The sequence below is a fragment of the Bacillus sp. EU52 genome, from assembly GCF_037964975.1.
GTDB lineage: Bacteria > Bacillota > Bacilli > Bacillales > Bacillaceae > Bacillus > Bacillus subtilis.
In genome coordinates this window covers 130,256-145,436 of record NZ_CP150177.1, presented here as the reverse complement: position 1 = coordinate 145,436, position 15,181 = coordinate 130,256, and the positions used below count along the sequence as shown (strand labels likewise).

Below are 15,181 nucleotides of genomic sequence, written 5' to 3'. Positions count from 1 at the left end.
CCTCTAGTTTTTCATAAATCCACGGTAGTTTCGTTTCACCAACTGGCTTTCTAGTTGTTTCATTGTCTCCAAGGCTACCCCGACAACAATTAACAAAGATGTTCCGCCAATTTGTGCACTTTGAGGCAATCCAGCGAATTGAATGAAAAAGATAGGAAGAATGGAAATCACGGCTAAGAATATAGAACCCACAAACGTAAGTCGATACAAAATGCTCGTAATTCTATCTTGAGTCATTTTCCCTGGACGAACCCCCGGGATATAGCCACCCTGTTTTTTAAGGTTATCAGCCATTTGTTCAGGGTTTACCTGTACAAAAGCATAAAAGTACGTAAAGGCAATAATCAACGCAACATATATCGCCATACCCACCGGATGCGTATTATCAAAGTTGTTTTGAATCCACTTTGTCACATCGTTTGTTCCAAAGAATGACGCGATTGTCCGCGGCGTTATCAAAAACGCAACCGCAAAGATTACCGGAATAACCCCTGCAGGATTCACTTTCAATGGAAGGTGTGTAGACTGACCTCCGCCAGCAGGTGAACGACCTGTGCCTTTAGCATATTGAATCGCAATTTTCCGTACGGCTTGCTGAATGAAAATAACTCCAACAATAACTGCTAAAATCGCAATCACAAGAAGTGCGACTTTCACAATATGAATAAACAACTGATCGTTGCTGCCGACAAATTGAGTCTCATATATTTGCCCAATTGTTTTTGGAATACTAGACACAATCCCCGCGAAGATAATGATCGATATTCCGTTGCCTACTCCATGAGAAGTAATTTGTTCCCCAAGCCACATTAAAAAGGCAGTTCCGCCAGTGAGCACTAAAGCAATGATAAGATATGTCGATACACCGGATTTTTCGATCAGCATACCGTTTGCCAGATTGTTGAATCCATATGACATACCTAACGCTTGGATGAAACCAAGCACAATCGTAAAGTACCTTGTGAACTGAGCTAATTTACGGCGGCCAACTTCACCTTGCTTAGACCACTCGGTAAACTTCGGTACCACATCCATCTGAAGCAGCTGAATGATGATCGAAGCCGTGATATAAGGAGTAATTCCCATTGCGAAAATGGAAAATTGGTAAAGCGCACCGCCGCCAAATGTATTAAGGAGATCAAAAACACCCATTTGAGACTGTGCCTGTAACGCTTCAGCGTTAACGTAAGGCACAGGAATAAACGCACCTATGCGAAAGACGATAAGCATGAGTAAAGTGAATATGATTTTATTCCTGATATCACTCACACGCATAAAGTTGGAGATTGTTTTAAACAAGTTAGATCACCTCAGCTGTACCGCCAGCAGCTTCAACAGCTTCTTTCGCAGAAGCAGAGAATTTATTGGCTTTTACAGTTAATTTTTTCTCTAATTTACCGTTGCCAAGAATCTTTACTCCTGCATTAAGTTTGCTAATAACACCAGTCTCTAGAAGAAGTTCAGGAGTGACTTCCGTTCCTTCTGCAAAACCGTTCAATTTGTCTAGGTTGACTACAGCGTATTCCTTGCGGTTGATGTTAGTGAAACCGCGTTTAGGAAGACGTTGGAATAAAGGCATTTGTCCCCCCTCGAATCCAGGGCGTACACCGCCGCCAGAACGAGCGTTTTGACCTTTGTGACCTTTACCAGCTGTTTTACCGTTGCCAGAACCAATACCACGACCTACGCGATTACGCGTTTTGCGTGAACCTTCTGAAGGTTTTAATTCATGAAGTTTCATTAGGACACCTCCTTATCCGATCAAATATTTTTATTGTTCTTTAACAGAAACTAAATGAGATACTTTATTAATCATACCACGGATCGCAGCGTTGTCTTCATGAACAACAGTTTGGTTTGTTTTCTTTAAACCAAGTGTTCTTACAGTAACGCGTTGGTCTTCCGGGCGACCGATTACACTTCGTTTGAGGGTAATTTCTAATTTAGCCATTAATGTTCCCTCCTTATCCTAACAGTTCTTCTACAGATTTTCCACGAAGCTTCGCAACGTCTTCAGCACGTTTAAGTTCACTTAAACCTTGAAGTGTTGCACGAATCATGTTGATCGGTGTGTTAGAACCTAAAGACTTAGAAAGGATATCAGCTACACCAGCTAGCTCAAGTACCGCACGTACAGGGCCTCCAGCGATAACTCCAGTACCTTCAGAAGCAGGTTTTAACAAGATGTTACCTGCACCGAAACGTCCGATGATTTCGTGTGGAATTGTAGTTCCAACCATTGGTACTTCAATCAAATTCTTTTTCGCATCTTCAACAGCTTTGCGGATCGCTTCTGGTACTTCTTGTGCTTTACCAGTACCGAATCCTACGTGTCCGTTTTTGTCACCGACAACGACTAGAGCTGCGAAGCGGAAACGACGACCACCTTTAACAACTTTCGCTACGCGGTTAACCGTAACTAAGCGTTCTTCTAACTCTAATTTGCTTGGGTCAATACGACGCATAATCATGTGTCCCTCCTTCTTTTATTAAAATTTAAGTCCAGCTTCACGAGCGGCATCAGCCAAAGCTTTTACACGTCCATGGTATAAGTATCCGCCACGGTCAAATACTACGTCAGAAATGCCTTTTTCAGCAGCGCGTTTTGCAACTAATTCTCCAACTTTAGTAGCAGCAGAAGTATCTCCAGTGCTTTCAACGTTCAAGTCTTTATCGAGAGTAGATGCACTAGCAAGTGTTACACCATTTACATCATCGATGATTTGAGCGTAAATGTGCTTGTTAGAACGGAAAACGTTCAGGCGCGGTCTTTCAGCAGTACCGGAAAGTTTAGCGCGAACACGAGCGTGTCTTTTAAGACGAGCAGCATTTTTGCTAGTTTTCGTAATCATCTAGGTCACTCCTTTCTTCACTTTAAGCGATCTTACTTAGCAGATTTACCTTCTTTACGGCGAACAACTTCACCTTCGTAGCGGATTCCTTTACCTTTGTAAGGCTCTGGAGAACGTACAGCGCGGATGTTAGCAGCAATAGCTCCTACGCGTTCTTTGTCTGTACCTTTTACAACTACTTTTGTTTGAGAAGGAACTTCGATTTCGATGCCTTCTTCAGGAACGATCTCAACAGGATGAGAGTATCCAACGTTTAAAACAAGTTTATTTCCGGATTTAGAAGCACGGTAACCGACACCGACTAATTCCAAACCTCTTTCAAATCCTTTAGATACACCTTCAACCATGTTGCCAAGCAGACTGCGAGTCGTACCATGCAGGGCACGGTGCTCTTTTTGATCAGAAGGACGAGCGACTGTAAGCACATTGTCCTCTACTTTAATCTCCATATCAGGGTGAAACGTACGAGTTAATTCTCCTTTTGGTCCTTTCACAGCTACAGTGTTGTTATCATTTAACGTTACTGTAACATCAGAAGGAATCTCAAGTAGCTTCTTACCTACACGAGACATACCAAACACCTCCATTCATGTTAAACTTCTTACCAAACGTATGCTAGAACTTCTCCACCAGCTTGTTTTGCACGGGCTTCTTTGTCCGTTAAAACACCTTGTGATGTAGAAATAATCGCGATTCCAAGACCGTTAAGTACGCGGGGTACTTCATTAGATTTAGCATAAACACGCAAACCAGGCTTGCTGATTCTTTTAAGACCAGTGATAACGCGCTCGTTGTTTTGTCCGTATTTCAAGAAAACGCGGATGATACCTTGTTTGCTGTCTTCTACGAACTCAACGTCACGAATGAAACCTTCACGCTTTAAAATTTCAGCAATTTCTCTTTTCAATTTAGAAGCAGGAATTTCAAGCTTCTCATGACGTACCATGTTTGCATTGCGAATACGAGTTAGCATATCTGCAATTGGATCTGTCATAACCATTATATAATTACCTCCTTCCCTTTCTTGGGGATTACCAGCTGGCTTTTTTCACGCCAGGAATTTGTCCTTTATATGCAAGCTCACGGAAACAAATACGGCAAAGTTTAAATTTACGAATGACTGAATGCGGACGTCCGCAGCGTTCACAGCGTGTGTACTCTTGTACTTTAAACTTTGGTGTACGTTGTTGTTTCGCAATCATAGACTTTTTAGCCACGATTTCGCCTCCCTTTCATTGATTATTTCTGGAACGGCATACCTACTTGAGTTAATAGCTCACGAGCTTCTTCGTCAGTATTAGCTGTTGTTACGATAACGATGTCCATTCCGCGAACCTTTGTTACTTTATCGTAGTCAATTTCAGGGAAGATTAACTGTTCTTTGATACCAAGTGTGTAGTTACCGCGACCGTCGAAAGATTTTTTAGAAACCCCGCGGAAGTCACGTACACGCGGTAAAGATACAGAAATAAGTTTATCAAGGAAATCATACATGCGCTCTCCGCGAAGAGTTACTTTCGCACCGATAGGCATTCCCTCACGAAGACGGAATCCAGCAATTGATTTCTTCGCACGAGTAACGACAGGTTTTTGACCTGCGATAAACGTTAATTCTTCAACAGCACTGTCGATTGCTTTGGCGTTTTGAACAGCGTCACCAACACCCATGTTGATTACGATTTTTTCGATTTTAGGCACTTGCATGACTGAATCGTAGTTGAACTTAGTCATTAAAGCAGGTGCAATTTCTTTATTGTACTTTTCTTTAAGGCGGTTCATGAGATAGACCTCCCTTCCTTTTAATACTATTTATCTAGAACTTGCCCAGATTTTTTTGCTACACGAACTTTTTTGCCATCTTCCACTTTGTATCCTACGCGAGTCACTTCACCTGTTTTAGGATCGAGCGGCATAACGTTTGATACATGAATTGGCGCCTCTTGATTAGAAATACCGCCTTGAGGGTTAGCTTGAGTTGGTTTAGAGTGTTTCTTTACCATGTTAACACCTTCAACTAAAACGCGGTCCTTTTTAGGGAAAGCAGCAAGGATTGTTCCTTGTTTGCCTTTATCTTTACCAGAGATAACCATAACTTTATCGCCTTTTTTTACATGCATCCTGATCGCACCTCCTTGAGTAAGGCATTTATTTCATTAGATAACTTCTGGAGCTAGAGAAACAATTTTCATAAAGTTGTTTTCACGCAATTCACGAGCAACTGGTCCGAAGATACGAGTTCCGCGTGGGCTCTTGTCGTCACGGATGATAACACATGCATTCTCATCGAAGCTGATGTATGAACCGTCACTTCTGCGCGCTCCGCTTTTAGTGCGAACGATAACAGCTTTTACGACTTCACCTTTTTTGACAACGCCTCCTGGTGTTGCTTGTTTAACAGTGCAAACAATTACATCACCAATGTTAGCTGTTTTACGTCCAGAACCACCAAGAACTTTAATAGTAAGTACTTCACGTGCGCCAGAGTTGTCAGCTACTTTTAAACGAGTCTCTTGTTGAATCATTATTTGTTACCTCCCTTCGGAAAAAGAATTCCGAACTTTATTAGATAATAACAGCTTCTTCGACAACTTCAACTAGACGGAAACGCTTAGTTGCAGACAATGGACGAGTTTCCATGATCTTAACGATGTCACCGATTTTAGCTTGATTATTTTCATCATGTGCTTTGAATTTTTTTGAGTATTTTACGCGTTTACCGTAAAGTGTATGTTTTTTGTATGTCTCAACAACAACAGTAATGGTTTTATCCATTTTGTCAGAAACAACACGGCCTTGGTAAACTTTGCGTTGGTTACGTTCGCTCATGCTCACGACCTCCCCTCAGTGATTATTTATTAGCAGCAATTTCTCTTTCACGAATCACAGTTTTCATGCGCGCGATAGCTTTGCGCACTTCACGAATGCGAGCAGTATTTTCAAGTTGTCCTGTCGCTAATTGAAAGCGAAGATTGAAAAGTTCTTCTTTAAGAGACTTTACTTTTTGTTCAATTTCAGCAGTGGTAAGGTCACGAATTTCATTAGCTTTCATTTGATTCACCACCAATTTCTTCACGTTTTACGAACTTCGTTTTAATTGGCAATTTGTGAGATGCAAGGCGAAGCGCTTCACGAGCAACCTCTTCAGACACACCAGAAATTTCAAATAAAACTTTGCCCGGTTTTACAACAGCTACCCAACCTTCTGGAGCCCCTTTACCGGATCCCATACGTACCTCAAGTGGTTTAGCAGTGTAAGGTTTAGAAGGGAAAATTTTGATCCAAACTTTACCGCCACGTTTCATGTAACGAGTCATCGCAATACGTGCAGCTTCGATTTGACGGTTAGTAATCCAAGAAGCTTCAAGAGCTTGGATACCGAATTCTCCGAAATGTACTTCAGTACCGCCTTTCGCACGGCCACGCATTTTTCCGCGATGCTCTCTGCGATATTTAACGCGTTTTGGTAATAACATATTATTTTCCTCCTTCCTCAGTTTTCTTCTTAGTAGGAAGAACCTCTCCACGATAGATCCAGACTTTTACACCAAGCTTACCGTAAGTAGTATCAGCTTCAGATGTTGCATAGTCAATGTCCGCACGCAATGTGTGCAATGGAACAGTTCCTTCACTGTAGTATTCAGAACGAGCGATATCTGCACCGCCAAGACGACCAGAAACCATTGTTTTCACACCTTGTGCTCCAGCACGCATAGTACGTTGGATTTGTTGTTTCTGCGCACGGCGGAAAGAAACACGGTTTTCTAATTGACGAGCGATGTTGTCAGCAACTAGCTGTGCATCAAGATCTGCTCTTTTGATTTCAAGAATGTTAATGTGTACACGCTTGCCAGTAAGGCTGTTAAGGGCTTTGCGAAGTGCTTCGACTTCAGAACCGCCTTTACCGATAACCATACCAGGCTTAGCTGTGTGGATCGTAATGTTAACGCGGTTTGCTGCACGCTCAATTTCTACTTTAGAAACAGAAGCGTCAGAAAGGCGTTTGCTAATGTATTCACGAATTTTTAAATCTTCGTGCAGGAAGTCAGCGTAATCTTTACCAGCGTACCACTTAGATTCCCAATCACGAATGACTCCGATACGAAGACCGACTGGATTTACCTTTTGACCCACTACTTATCCCTCCTTCTTTTCTGATACAACGATTGTAATGTGGCTCGTACGTTTGTTGATTTGGCTCGCACGTCCCATAGCACGTGGGCGAAATCTTTTTAACGTAGGGCCTTCGTCAACGAATGCTTGAGAAATAACCAGGTTGTTAGCGTCCATTTCATAGTTATGCTCAGCATTTGCAATAGCGGATTTTAATACTTTCTCGATAATTGGAGAAGCAGCTCTTGGTGTAAGGTTCAAGATTGATACTGCCTCACCTACTTGCTTGCCTCGAATCAGGTCCATTACTAGACGTGCTTTACGAGGAGCAATACGGACTGTTCTTGCAACAGCTTTAGCTTGCATTTAAAAGCCTCCTCTCTTAGCGTCTTGTTTTTTTGTCATCACTAGCATGACCTTTGTACGTACGAGTTGGAGCGAATTCACCCAACTTGTGCCCTACCATATCTTCAGAGATGAATACAGGCACGTGTTTACGTCCGTCATAGACTGCGATTGTGTGACCAATAAACTGTGGGAAAATAGTAGAACGACGAGACCAAGTTTTTACGACTTGTTTCTTGTCTGTTTCATTTAATTTCTCGATTTTAGTCATCAAGTGTCCATCGACAAATGGTCCTTTTTTTAAGCTGCGAGCCATTTTGGAACCTCCCTTCGTGATTGCACTACGGTCCGAAAAGAACCGTAGACAACCCCGTTATTTATTTTTACGACGACGTACGATAAATTTATCGGATTTGTTCTTTTTCTTACGAGTCTTGAATCCAAGAGTTGGTTTGCCCCATGGAGACATTGGTGATTTACGTCCGATTGGCGCACGTCCTTCACCACCACCGTGTGGGTGATCGTTAGGGTTCATTACAGAACCACGAACTGTAGGACGGATGCCTTTCCAGCGAGAACGTCCAGCTTTACCAATGTTGATAAGTTCGTGCTGTTCGTTACCTACTTGACCGATAGAAGCACGGCAAGCAGAAAGGATCATGCGAACTTCACCAGAGTTAAGACGTACAAGAACGTATTTACCTTCTTTACCAAGAACCTGAGCAGATGTACCAGCCGAACGTACAAGCTGTCCGCCTTTACCAGGTTTTAATTCAATGTTATGCACAACTGTACCAACAGGGATGTTGATAAGTGGAAGTGCATTACCTACTTTAATGTCAGCTTCAGGACCTGACATGATTTCAGTACCTACTTGAATTCCTTTAGGAGCAAGAATGTAACGTTTTTCTCCGTCTGCATAGTTGATTAGAGCGATGTTAGCTGAACGGTTTGGATCGTATTCAACTGTAGCAACGCGTCCAGGTATACCATCTTTATCGCGTTTGAAGTCGATAACACGGTATTGGCGTTTATGTCCGCCACCTTGGTGACGTACAGTCAATTTACCTTGGTTGTTACGTCCGCCTTTTTTGTGAAGGGGAGCAAGCAAGGATTTTTCCGGCTTGTCAGTCGTGATTTCAGCAAAATCTGAAGTTGTCATGCCACGACGTCCATTAGAGGTCGGTTTATACTTTTTAATCGCCATTTTGAATTTCCCTCCTTCTTTTTACAGATAATTAAGCTTCAAAAATTTCGATTTCTTTGCTGTCTGCAGTAAGTTTTACGATCGCTTTTCTGCGACGGCTAGTCATACCAGTGTAGCGTCCGACACGTTTTGATTTGCCTTTGTAGTTCATGATGTTGACTTTATCAACTTTCACTCCAAAGATGCTTTCAACCGCGTCTTTCACTTCTGTTTTGTTAGCTCTTACATCAACTTCAAAAGTATATTTTTTTTCAGTCATTAAATCAGCAGAACGTTCAGTAATGACGGGGCGCTTTAGAACATCACGAGGATCTTTCATTATGCAAGCACCTCCTCTACTTTTTCAACCGCTGCTTTTGTAATCAGAAGCTTCTCGTGGTTGACAACGTCTAAAACGTTGATTCCGTTAGCTTCAACAACAGTAACTCCAGGAATGTTACGAGCAGATAATGCTACTGCTTCGTTTGCATCCGCAGTTACGATTAAAGCTTTTTTCTCAACAGATAATCCTTTAAGGATAGCTGCCATTTCTTTTGTTTTAGCCGTATCAAGAGTAAGATCTTCAAGAACGATGATGTTGTTGTCGATCACTTTAGAAGACAATACTGATTTGATTGCCAAGCGGCGAACTTTTTTAGGTAATTTATAAGAATAGCTGCGTGGTGTTGGGCCGAATACGACACCACCTCCGCGCCATTGCGGTGAACGGATTGAACCTTGACGGGCACGTCCAGTACCTTTTTGACGCCATGGTTTACGACCTCCGCCGCGTACTTCAGAACGATTTTTTACTTTGTGAGTTCCTTGACGTAAGGAAGCTCTTTGCATAAGAATAGCGTCGAATACAACACTCTCATTTGGTTCGATACCAAATACAGAAGCGTTTAATTCGATGTCACCAGCAGTAGAACCGTTTTGGTTGTATAATGCTACTTTTGGCATAATCAATTTCCTCCTTTCCTAAGAGAATTATTTAGATTTAACAGCACTTTTAACAGTGATTAAAGATTTCTTCGCACCAGGTACGTTACCTTTGATCAAAAGAAGATTGCGTTCTGCATCAACTTTTACGATTTCAAGGTTTTGAACAGTGATTTGCTCTCCGCCCATACGTCCAGGTAATAATTTACCTTTGAATACACGGTTAGGATCTACAGGTCCCATTGAACCAGGACGACGGTGGTAGCGTGAACCGTGAGACATAGGTCCGCGAGATTGTCCGTGGCGCTTGATCGCACCTTGGAAACCTTTACCTTTAGATACTCCTGTTACATCTACGATTTCTCCAGCAGAGAAAATTTCAACCTTGACTTCCTGACCAACTTCATACGCATCCATTTCCACTCCGCGTAATTCTTTAACGAAGCGCTTAGGAGCAGTTTCCGCTTTTGCAACGTGCCCTTTTTCAGGTTTGTTAGAAAGCTTTTCACGCTTGTCGTCAAAACCAAGCTGGATTGCTTCGTAACCGTCGTTTTCAGCTGTTTTCTTTTGAAGAACAACGTTTGGAGCAGCCTCGATAACAGTTACCGGAATAAGATCACCATTCTCAGCGAATACTTGCGTCATACCAATTTTTCTTCCTAAGATTCCTTTGGTCATTCGTCACACCTCCTATTAAGATCATTCTATATTTTAGAATTAAAGTTTAATTTCGATATCGACACCAGATGGTAAGTCTAATCGCATAAGAGCATCAACAGTTTGTGGTGTTGGGTTCACAATGTCGATTAAACGTTTATGTGTACGCATTTCAAATTGCTCACGAGAATCTTTGTATTTGTGCACCGCACGAAGGATTGTGTAAACTGATTTTTCAGTTGGCAACGGAATCGGACCAGATACGCTGGCACCAGAACGTTTTGCCGTTTCAACAATCTTCTCTGCAGATTGATCAAGGATTCTATGATCATATGCTTTCAAACGAATACGAATTTTTTGTTTTGCCATTATTTTCCCTCCTTTTCGCCTACATCACGTTAGACAGTTCTCCGTGAGAAAAACCTGAACACCTTGCCATGGCAAAGCGGCCGGGTGTGTCAGCAACCTCTCACTTCATCGCAGTCAAAGACCAACATACACCATTATACAGAGAATAGGCGCATGTTGCAAGACTTATTTAAAATATGCATGGTTTGCACACTTTTTTTATTATACAGGGGTTTTTCTTATTTATCAAGGATCTATCATAAATGGTGTCGTGCATGTCGACTTAATGTGTTCGCGAATAATGACGGCTCCTCAATATGCGGGGTGTGAGCTGAGTTCTCAAATTGAAACCAGCGCTTTTCGGGTGCCTCAAGTTCTTGATAATACTGTTTCGATATTTCAGCAGGAACAATTAAGTCATGTTTCCCTGAAATGAAAACACACGGTACTTTAATAGAAGGAACTGATGTAAAAGCATTAAACCGGTACAACTCATCAGTTAAATGTTTTTTACTGAAGCGCAATCCATTAAGGAAACTGTGCATGTTCCGCACTCCATACTCATTGCCAGTAAGCATTTGAAATAATACAGCTAGAGATTGACGATGACGGCGAGTGAAGCCTCCCCTGCTTAGCTCGACACAAAACCGATAGATAAGGTGCTGGATATCCTGCTTCCAAGGCGGAGCACCAATGAAACGTGTGAGGAAAGATAATAAGCTGGCTTTTTTTGATTCAGAAATTTCACGAATATGTTGATAAGCAGTTGATTCTTCATCATGAGGGTTAACAACCTGGCTGATTCCATAATACGCGTAAAATAAATCAGGACACTGCTGCAAAACATGAAGCGCCAGTATTGACCCCCAAGAATGACCGGCTAGGTAAAGTTTTGATTTTGAAAAATGAGCTAAAAGCCATTGAGAGACTTGGATTGTATCTTTAATGAAGTGATTTATTGTCATAGAGTGCTGCGAAATTCGCTTAGAATAAGAAAGCCCCGATCCTCTCTGATCCCAATGAACTACTGTAAAATACTGTTCCAGCTCTTTTTGATAATGTCTAACATATCCGATTTGCGGCGTTCCCGGCCCGCCATGTAAAAAAAGGAGCAATGGATTTTTCACGTCAACTCCATTAATCATCAGCATTTGCTTTGTATTTCCAATGCTTAGTTCTTTCATGATTGCGATTGATTTCTTTTCAGGAATCATAAATATTAACCCCTCGAATATGATAGATCCTATTATACAAGAAAAAGATAAGCAAACAAAAAACGAGACCCGCAGGGGTCTCGTTTAAAATCATACTATTACTCAGTGATTGTAGAAACAACGCCTGAACCAACAGTACGTCCGCCTTCACGAATAGAGAAACGAGTTCCTTCTTCGATAGCGATTGTAGAAATAAGTTCAACGTTCATTTCAGTGTTATCTCCAGGCATAACCATTTCTACGCCTTCTGGAAGATGAATGATACCAGTTACGTCAGTTGTACGGAAGTAGAACTGAGGACGGTAGTTAGAGAAGAATGGAGTATGACGTCCACCCTCTTCTTTAGAAAGAACGTAAACTTCAGCTTTGAATTTGCTGTGTGGAGTGATTGTACCTGGTTTAGCAAGTACTTGACCACGTTGGATTTCTTCACGAGATACACCGCGAAGAAGGGCACCAATGTTGTCACCAGCTTCAGCGTAATCAAGAAGCTTACGGAACATTTCAACACCTGTAACAGTTGTTTTCTTGTTCTCTTCTTGAAGACCGATGATTTCAACTTCGTCACCGACTTTAACTTGTCCGCGTTCTACACGGCCAGTAGCAACTGTACCACGACCAGTGATTGAGAATACGTCCTCAACTGGCATCATGAATGGTTTTTCAGTGTCGCGTTCTGGAGTTGGGATGTACTCATCAACCGCATCCATAAGTTCGAAGATTTTAGCTTCCCACTCAGCGTCTCCTTCAAGAGCTTTAAGAGCAGAACCTTTAACAACTGGTACATCATCACCAGGGAAGTCGTATTCGCTAAGAAGATCGCGAACTTCCATTTCAACTAGTTCAAGAAGCTCTTCGTCGTCTACCATGTCGCATTTGTTTAAGAATACAACGATGTATGGTACACCAACGTTTTTAGAAAGAAGGATGTGCTCACGAGTTTGTGGCATTGGGCCATCAGCAGCAGATACTACAAGGATAGCTCCGTCCATTTGCGCAGCACCAGTGATCATGTTTTTAACATAGTCAGCGTGTCCTGGGCAGTCAACGTGTGCATAGTGACGAGTTTCAGTTTCGTACTCAACGTGTGCAGTAGAGATTGTGATACCGCGCTCGCGTTCTTCTGGAGCACCATCAATTTGATCGTACGCCATAGCTGTACCTTTACCAGATTTCTTATGAAGTACTGTTGTGATAGCAGCAGTTAAAGTTGTTTTACCATGGTCAACGTGTCCAATTGTACCAATATTGGCATGTGATTTGGAACGGTCGAATTTTTCTTTAGCCATTCTAAAATCCTCCTTAAGAGCTTTTAATTAGTAATGTATAGAGTGATAGGAAGTGAAAGAAAGCTTTCACTTCCTCATCTTACAATAGTAGTTATACTTGAGTTAAGCGGCAAAATCAATTATTCGCCTTTATTTTTTTTGATAATTTCTTCTGCGACGCTCTTCGGCACTTCTTCGTAGTGATCCATGTGCATAGTGAACGTACCGCGACCTTGCGTATTAGAACGAAGTGCAGTAGCGTAACCGAACATTTCAGCAAGAGGAACCATAGCGCGAACAACTTGAGCGTTACCGCGTGCTTCCATACCTTCTACGCGTCCGCGACGTGAAGTGATATCACCCATGATATCTCCCATGTATTCTTCTGGAATAACCACTTCTACTTTCATGATTGGTTCAAGAAGAACTGGGTTACATTTGCTGACTGCATTTTTCAATGCCATAGAAGCAGCAACTTTAAATGCCATTTCGTTTGAGTCAACATCATGGTAAGAACCGTCGAAAAGTTTAGCTTTAATGTCGATAAGCGGGAAGCCTGCTAGTACACCATTTTCAAGTGCATCTTCCAGACCTGCTTGAACAGCTGGGATGTATTCACGAGGAACGACCCCACCGACAATCGCATTTTCAAATTCAAAGCCAGCGCCTTCTTCGTTTGGTTCGAATTCGATCCAAACGTGTCCGAACTGACCGCGTCCACCAGACTGACGTACGAATTTCCCTTCAACTTTTGCACCGGTACGGAATGTTTCACGGTACGCAACTTGAGGAGCACCAACGTTGGCTTCTACTTTAAATTCGCGTTTCATACGGTCAACAATGATATCAAGGTGAAGTTCACCCATACCAGAGATGATCGTTTGGCCAGTTTCTGGGTTTGTTTGAGTACGGAATGTAGGATCTTCTTCAGCAAGTTTCGCTAAAGCGATACCCATTTTATCTTGGTCAGCTTTTGATTTAGGCTCAATAGCAACGTCGATAACTGGTTCTGGGAATTCCATTGACTCAAGGATAACAAGATCCTTCTCATCACATAGAGTATCTCCAGTAGTTGTATCTTTTAGACCTACAGCAGCTGCGATATCCCCTGCGTATACAGTAGAGATTTCTTCACGGCTGTTAGCGTGCATTTGAAGAATACGTCCAACACGCTCACGTTTGCCTTTAGTAGAGTTTTTCACGTATGAACCAGAATCAAGTGTTCCAGAGTACACACGGAAGAACGTCAACTTACCAACGTAAGGGTCAGTCATAACTTTAAATGCTAATGCAGAGAATGGCTCTTCGTCAGAAGAATGACGCTCAATCTCTTCATTTGTATCAGGACGTGTACCTTTGATTGCAGCAACGTCAGTTGGTGCAGGAAGGTAGTCAAGAACAGCATCAAGTACTAGTTGAACACCTTTGTTTTTGAAGGCAGAACCAACAAGAACAGGGTAGAATTCAACATTTAATGTACCTTTACGAATTCCTGCTTTTAACTCATCAATTGTGATTTCTTCACCCTCAAGGTACTTATCCATAAGCTCTTCATCAAGCTCACATACAGCTTCAATAAGGCTGTTGCGAAGCTCTTCAGCTTGCTCTTTGTACTCTTCAGGGATTTCTTTTGCATCAGAACGAGTTCCGAGGTCATCTTCGTAGAAATACGCAACGTTTTCTACAAGGTCAATGATACCTTCGAAGTTATCTTCAGCACCGATCGGCAATTGAATTGCATGAGCGTTTGCTTGAAGACGGTCTCTTAAAGTTCCTACAGAGTAAAGGAAGTCTGCACCGATTTTGTCCATTTTGTTAACAAAAACGATACGCGGTACTCCATAAGTTGTTGCCTGACGCCAAACAGTTTCTGTTTGAGGCTCAACGCCTGATTGCGCGTCAAGTACAGCAACAGCACCATCAAGTACACGAAGAGAACGTTCAACTTCAACTGTGAAGTCTACGTGTCCTGGAGTATCGATGATGTTTACGCGGTATCCTTTCCACTGTGCAGTTGTCGCAGCGGAAGTGATTGTGATACCACGTTCTTGTTCCTGCTCCATCCAGTCCATTTGTGAAGCTCCTTCATGAGTTTCACCAATTTTGTGGATACGACCAGTATAGAACAAGATACGTTCTGTAGTTGTCGTTTTACCGGCATCGATGTGAGCCATGATACCGATATTACGAGTTTTTTCTAAGGAGAACTCTCTTGCCATTGGGTAATTTCTCCTTCCTTATTAGGAAATTGTGTTTTGT

Annotated in this window: 25 protein-coding genes; all 25 read right to left on the bottom strand. The window is 42.1% G+C overall.

Going from position 1 to position 15,181, the window contains the following annotated elements:
• Positions 1-3: 3 nt before the first annotated feature.
• A complete protein-coding gene (secY, locus tag NSU05_RS00825; RefSeq protein WP_004399662.1) occupies positions 4-1,299 on the bottom strand; it encodes a preprotein translocase subunit SecY in 1,296 nt (431 codons plus the stop codon).
• 1 nt (position 1,300) lies between these two features.
• Positions 1,301-1,741 (bottom strand): 50S ribosomal protein L15, encoded by a 441-nt coding sequence (rplO, locus tag NSU05_RS00820; RefSeq protein ID WP_003225819.1) that lies wholly within the window; start codon positions 1,739-1,741, stop codon positions 1,301-1,303.
• A gap of 30 nt (positions 1,742-1,771) precedes the next feature.
• Positions 1,772-1,951, bottom strand: a complete 180-nt coding sequence (gene rpmD, locus NSU05_RS00815) for a 50S ribosomal protein L30 (RefSeq protein ID WP_003156497.1) — start codon at positions 1,949-1,951, stop codon at positions 1,772-1,774.
• 13 nt (positions 1,952-1,964) lie between these two features.
• Positions 1,965-2,465 (bottom strand): 30S ribosomal protein S5, encoded by a 501-nt coding sequence (gene rpsE, locus NSU05_RS00810; protein WP_003328273.1) that lies wholly within the window; start codon positions 2,463-2,465, stop codon positions 1,965-1,967.
• A gap of 24 nt (positions 2,466-2,489) precedes the next feature.
• Positions 2,490-2,852 (bottom strand): 50S ribosomal protein L18, encoded by a 363-nt coding sequence (rplR, locus tag NSU05_RS00805; protein ID WP_003225816.1) that lies wholly within the window; start codon positions 2,850-2,852, stop codon positions 2,490-2,492.
• A 32-nt stretch (positions 2,853-2,884) separates the two neighbouring features.
• Complete coding sequence (gene rplF, locus NSU05_RS00800) at positions 2,885-3,424, bottom strand: 50S ribosomal protein L6 (protein WP_004399690.1); 540 nt, start codon at positions 3,422-3,424, stop codon at positions 2,885-2,887.
• Between the two features lie 29 nt (positions 3,425-3,453).
• Positions 3,454-3,852: a 30S ribosomal protein S8 gene (rpsH, locus tag NSU05_RS00795; protein ID WP_003241998.1), complete on the bottom strand. Its 399-nt coding sequence runs from the start codon at positions 3,850-3,852 to the stop codon at positions 3,454-3,456.
• 31 nt (positions 3,853-3,883) lie between these two features.
• Positions 3,884-4,069: a 30S ribosomal protein S14 gene (rpsN, locus tag NSU05_RS00790; RefSeq protein WP_003156488.1), complete on the bottom strand. Its 186-nt coding sequence runs from the start codon at positions 4,067-4,069 to the stop codon at positions 3,884-3,886.
• 22 nt (positions 4,070-4,091) lie between these two features.
• Complete coding sequence (gene rplE, locus NSU05_RS00785; protein ID WP_003225809.1) at positions 4,092-4,631, bottom strand: 50S ribosomal protein L5; 540 nt, start codon at positions 4,629-4,631, stop codon at positions 4,092-4,094.
• Between the two features lie 26 nt (positions 4,632-4,657).
• Entirely contained in the window at positions 4,658-4,969 is a 312-nt protein-coding gene (gene rplX, locus NSU05_RS00780; protein ID WP_003156486.1) for a 50S ribosomal protein L24, read from the bottom strand.
• Between the two features lie 36 nt (positions 4,970-5,005).
• On the bottom strand, positions 5,006-5,374 hold the full coding sequence (gene rplN / locus NSU05_RS00775) for a 50S ribosomal protein L14 (protein ID WP_003225805.1): 369 nt from the start codon (positions 5,372-5,374) through the stop codon (positions 5,006-5,008).
• 40 nt (positions 5,375-5,414) lie between these two features.
• The gene (gene rpsQ / locus NSU05_RS00770) at positions 5,415-5,678 is read right to left on the bottom strand and encodes a 30S ribosomal protein S17 (protein WP_003225804.1); all 264 of its coding nucleotides are present in this window, start codon (positions 5,676-5,678) and stop codon (positions 5,415-5,417) included.
• Between the two features lie 22 nt (positions 5,679-5,700).
• Entirely contained in the window at positions 5,701-5,901 is a 201-nt protein-coding gene (gene rpmC / locus NSU05_RS00765; RefSeq protein ID WP_003156482.1) for a 50S ribosomal protein L29, read from the bottom strand.
• Positions 5,891-6,325 (bottom strand): 50S ribosomal protein L16, encoded by a 435-nt coding sequence (gene rplP, locus NSU05_RS00760; protein ID WP_003225801.1) that lies wholly within the window; start codon positions 6,323-6,325, stop codon positions 5,891-5,893. The genes rpmC and rplP overlap by 11 nt, the downstream gene beginning before the upstream one ends.
• A gap of 1 nt (position 6,326) precedes the next feature.
• Entirely contained in the window at positions 6,327-6,983 is a 657-nt protein-coding gene (gene rpsC / locus NSU05_RS00755; protein ID WP_003242001.1) for a 30S ribosomal protein S3, read from the bottom strand.
• Between the two features lie 3 nt (positions 6,984-6,986).
• Positions 6,987-7,328 (bottom strand): 50S ribosomal protein L22, encoded by a 342-nt coding sequence (rplV, locus tag NSU05_RS00750; protein WP_003156475.1) that lies wholly within the window; start codon positions 7,326-7,328, stop codon positions 6,987-6,989.
• Between the two features lie 16 nt (positions 7,329-7,344).
• Positions 7,345-7,623 (bottom strand): 30S ribosomal protein S19, encoded by a 279-nt coding sequence (gene rpsS, locus NSU05_RS00745; protein WP_003156472.1) that lies wholly within the window; start codon positions 7,621-7,623, stop codon positions 7,345-7,347.
• A 57-nt stretch (positions 7,624-7,680) separates the two neighbouring features.
• Positions 7,681-8,514 carry a 50S ribosomal protein L2 gene (gene rplB / locus NSU05_RS00740; RefSeq protein WP_003225795.1) on the bottom strand — a complete coding sequence of 278 codons (834 nt, stop codon included), beginning with the start codon at positions 8,512-8,514 and terminating at the stop codon, positions 7,681-7,683.
• Positions 8,515-8,545: 31 nt separating this feature from the next.
• Positions 8,546-8,833, bottom strand: a complete 288-nt coding sequence (gene rplW / locus NSU05_RS00735; protein WP_003156467.1) for a 50S ribosomal protein L23 — start codon at positions 8,831-8,833, stop codon at positions 8,546-8,548.
• Positions 8,833-9,456, bottom strand: coding sequence for a 50S ribosomal protein L4 (rplD, locus tag NSU05_RS00730; protein WP_004399658.1), 624 nt, complete (start codon positions 9,454-9,456; stop codon positions 8,833-8,835). The genes rplW and rplD overlap by 1 nt, the downstream gene beginning before the upstream one ends.
• A gap of 27 nt (positions 9,457-9,483) precedes the next feature.
• Complete coding sequence (rplC, locus tag NSU05_RS00725; protein WP_004399671.1) at positions 9,484-10,113, bottom strand: 50S ribosomal protein L3; 630 nt, start codon at positions 10,111-10,113, stop codon at positions 9,484-9,486.
• Positions 10,114-10,152: 39 nt separating this feature from the next.
• Positions 10,153-10,461, bottom strand: a complete 309-nt coding sequence (gene rpsJ / locus NSU05_RS00720; protein ID WP_003156464.1) for a 30S ribosomal protein S10 — start codon at positions 10,459-10,461, stop codon at positions 10,153-10,155.
• Between the two features lie 236 nt (positions 10,462-10,697).
• Positions 10,698-11,654: an alpha/beta hydrolase gene (locus NSU05_RS00715; RefSeq protein ID WP_038428275.1), complete on the bottom strand. Its 957-nt coding sequence runs from the start codon at positions 11,652-11,654 to the stop codon at positions 10,698-10,700.
• Between the two features lie 98 nt (positions 11,655-11,752).
• Positions 11,753-12,943 carry an elongation factor Tu gene (tuf, locus tag NSU05_RS00710; RefSeq protein WP_003235058.1) on the bottom strand — a complete coding sequence of 397 codons (1,191 nt, stop codon included), beginning with the start codon at positions 12,941-12,943 and terminating at the stop codon, positions 11,753-11,755.
• Positions 12,944-13,062: 119 nt separating this feature from the next.
• Positions 13,063-15,141: an elongation factor G gene (fusA, locus tag NSU05_RS00705; RefSeq protein ID WP_003235056.1), complete on the bottom strand. Its 2,079-nt coding sequence runs from the start codon at positions 15,139-15,141 to the stop codon at positions 13,063-13,065.
• Positions 15,142-15,181: the final 40 nt, after the last annotated feature.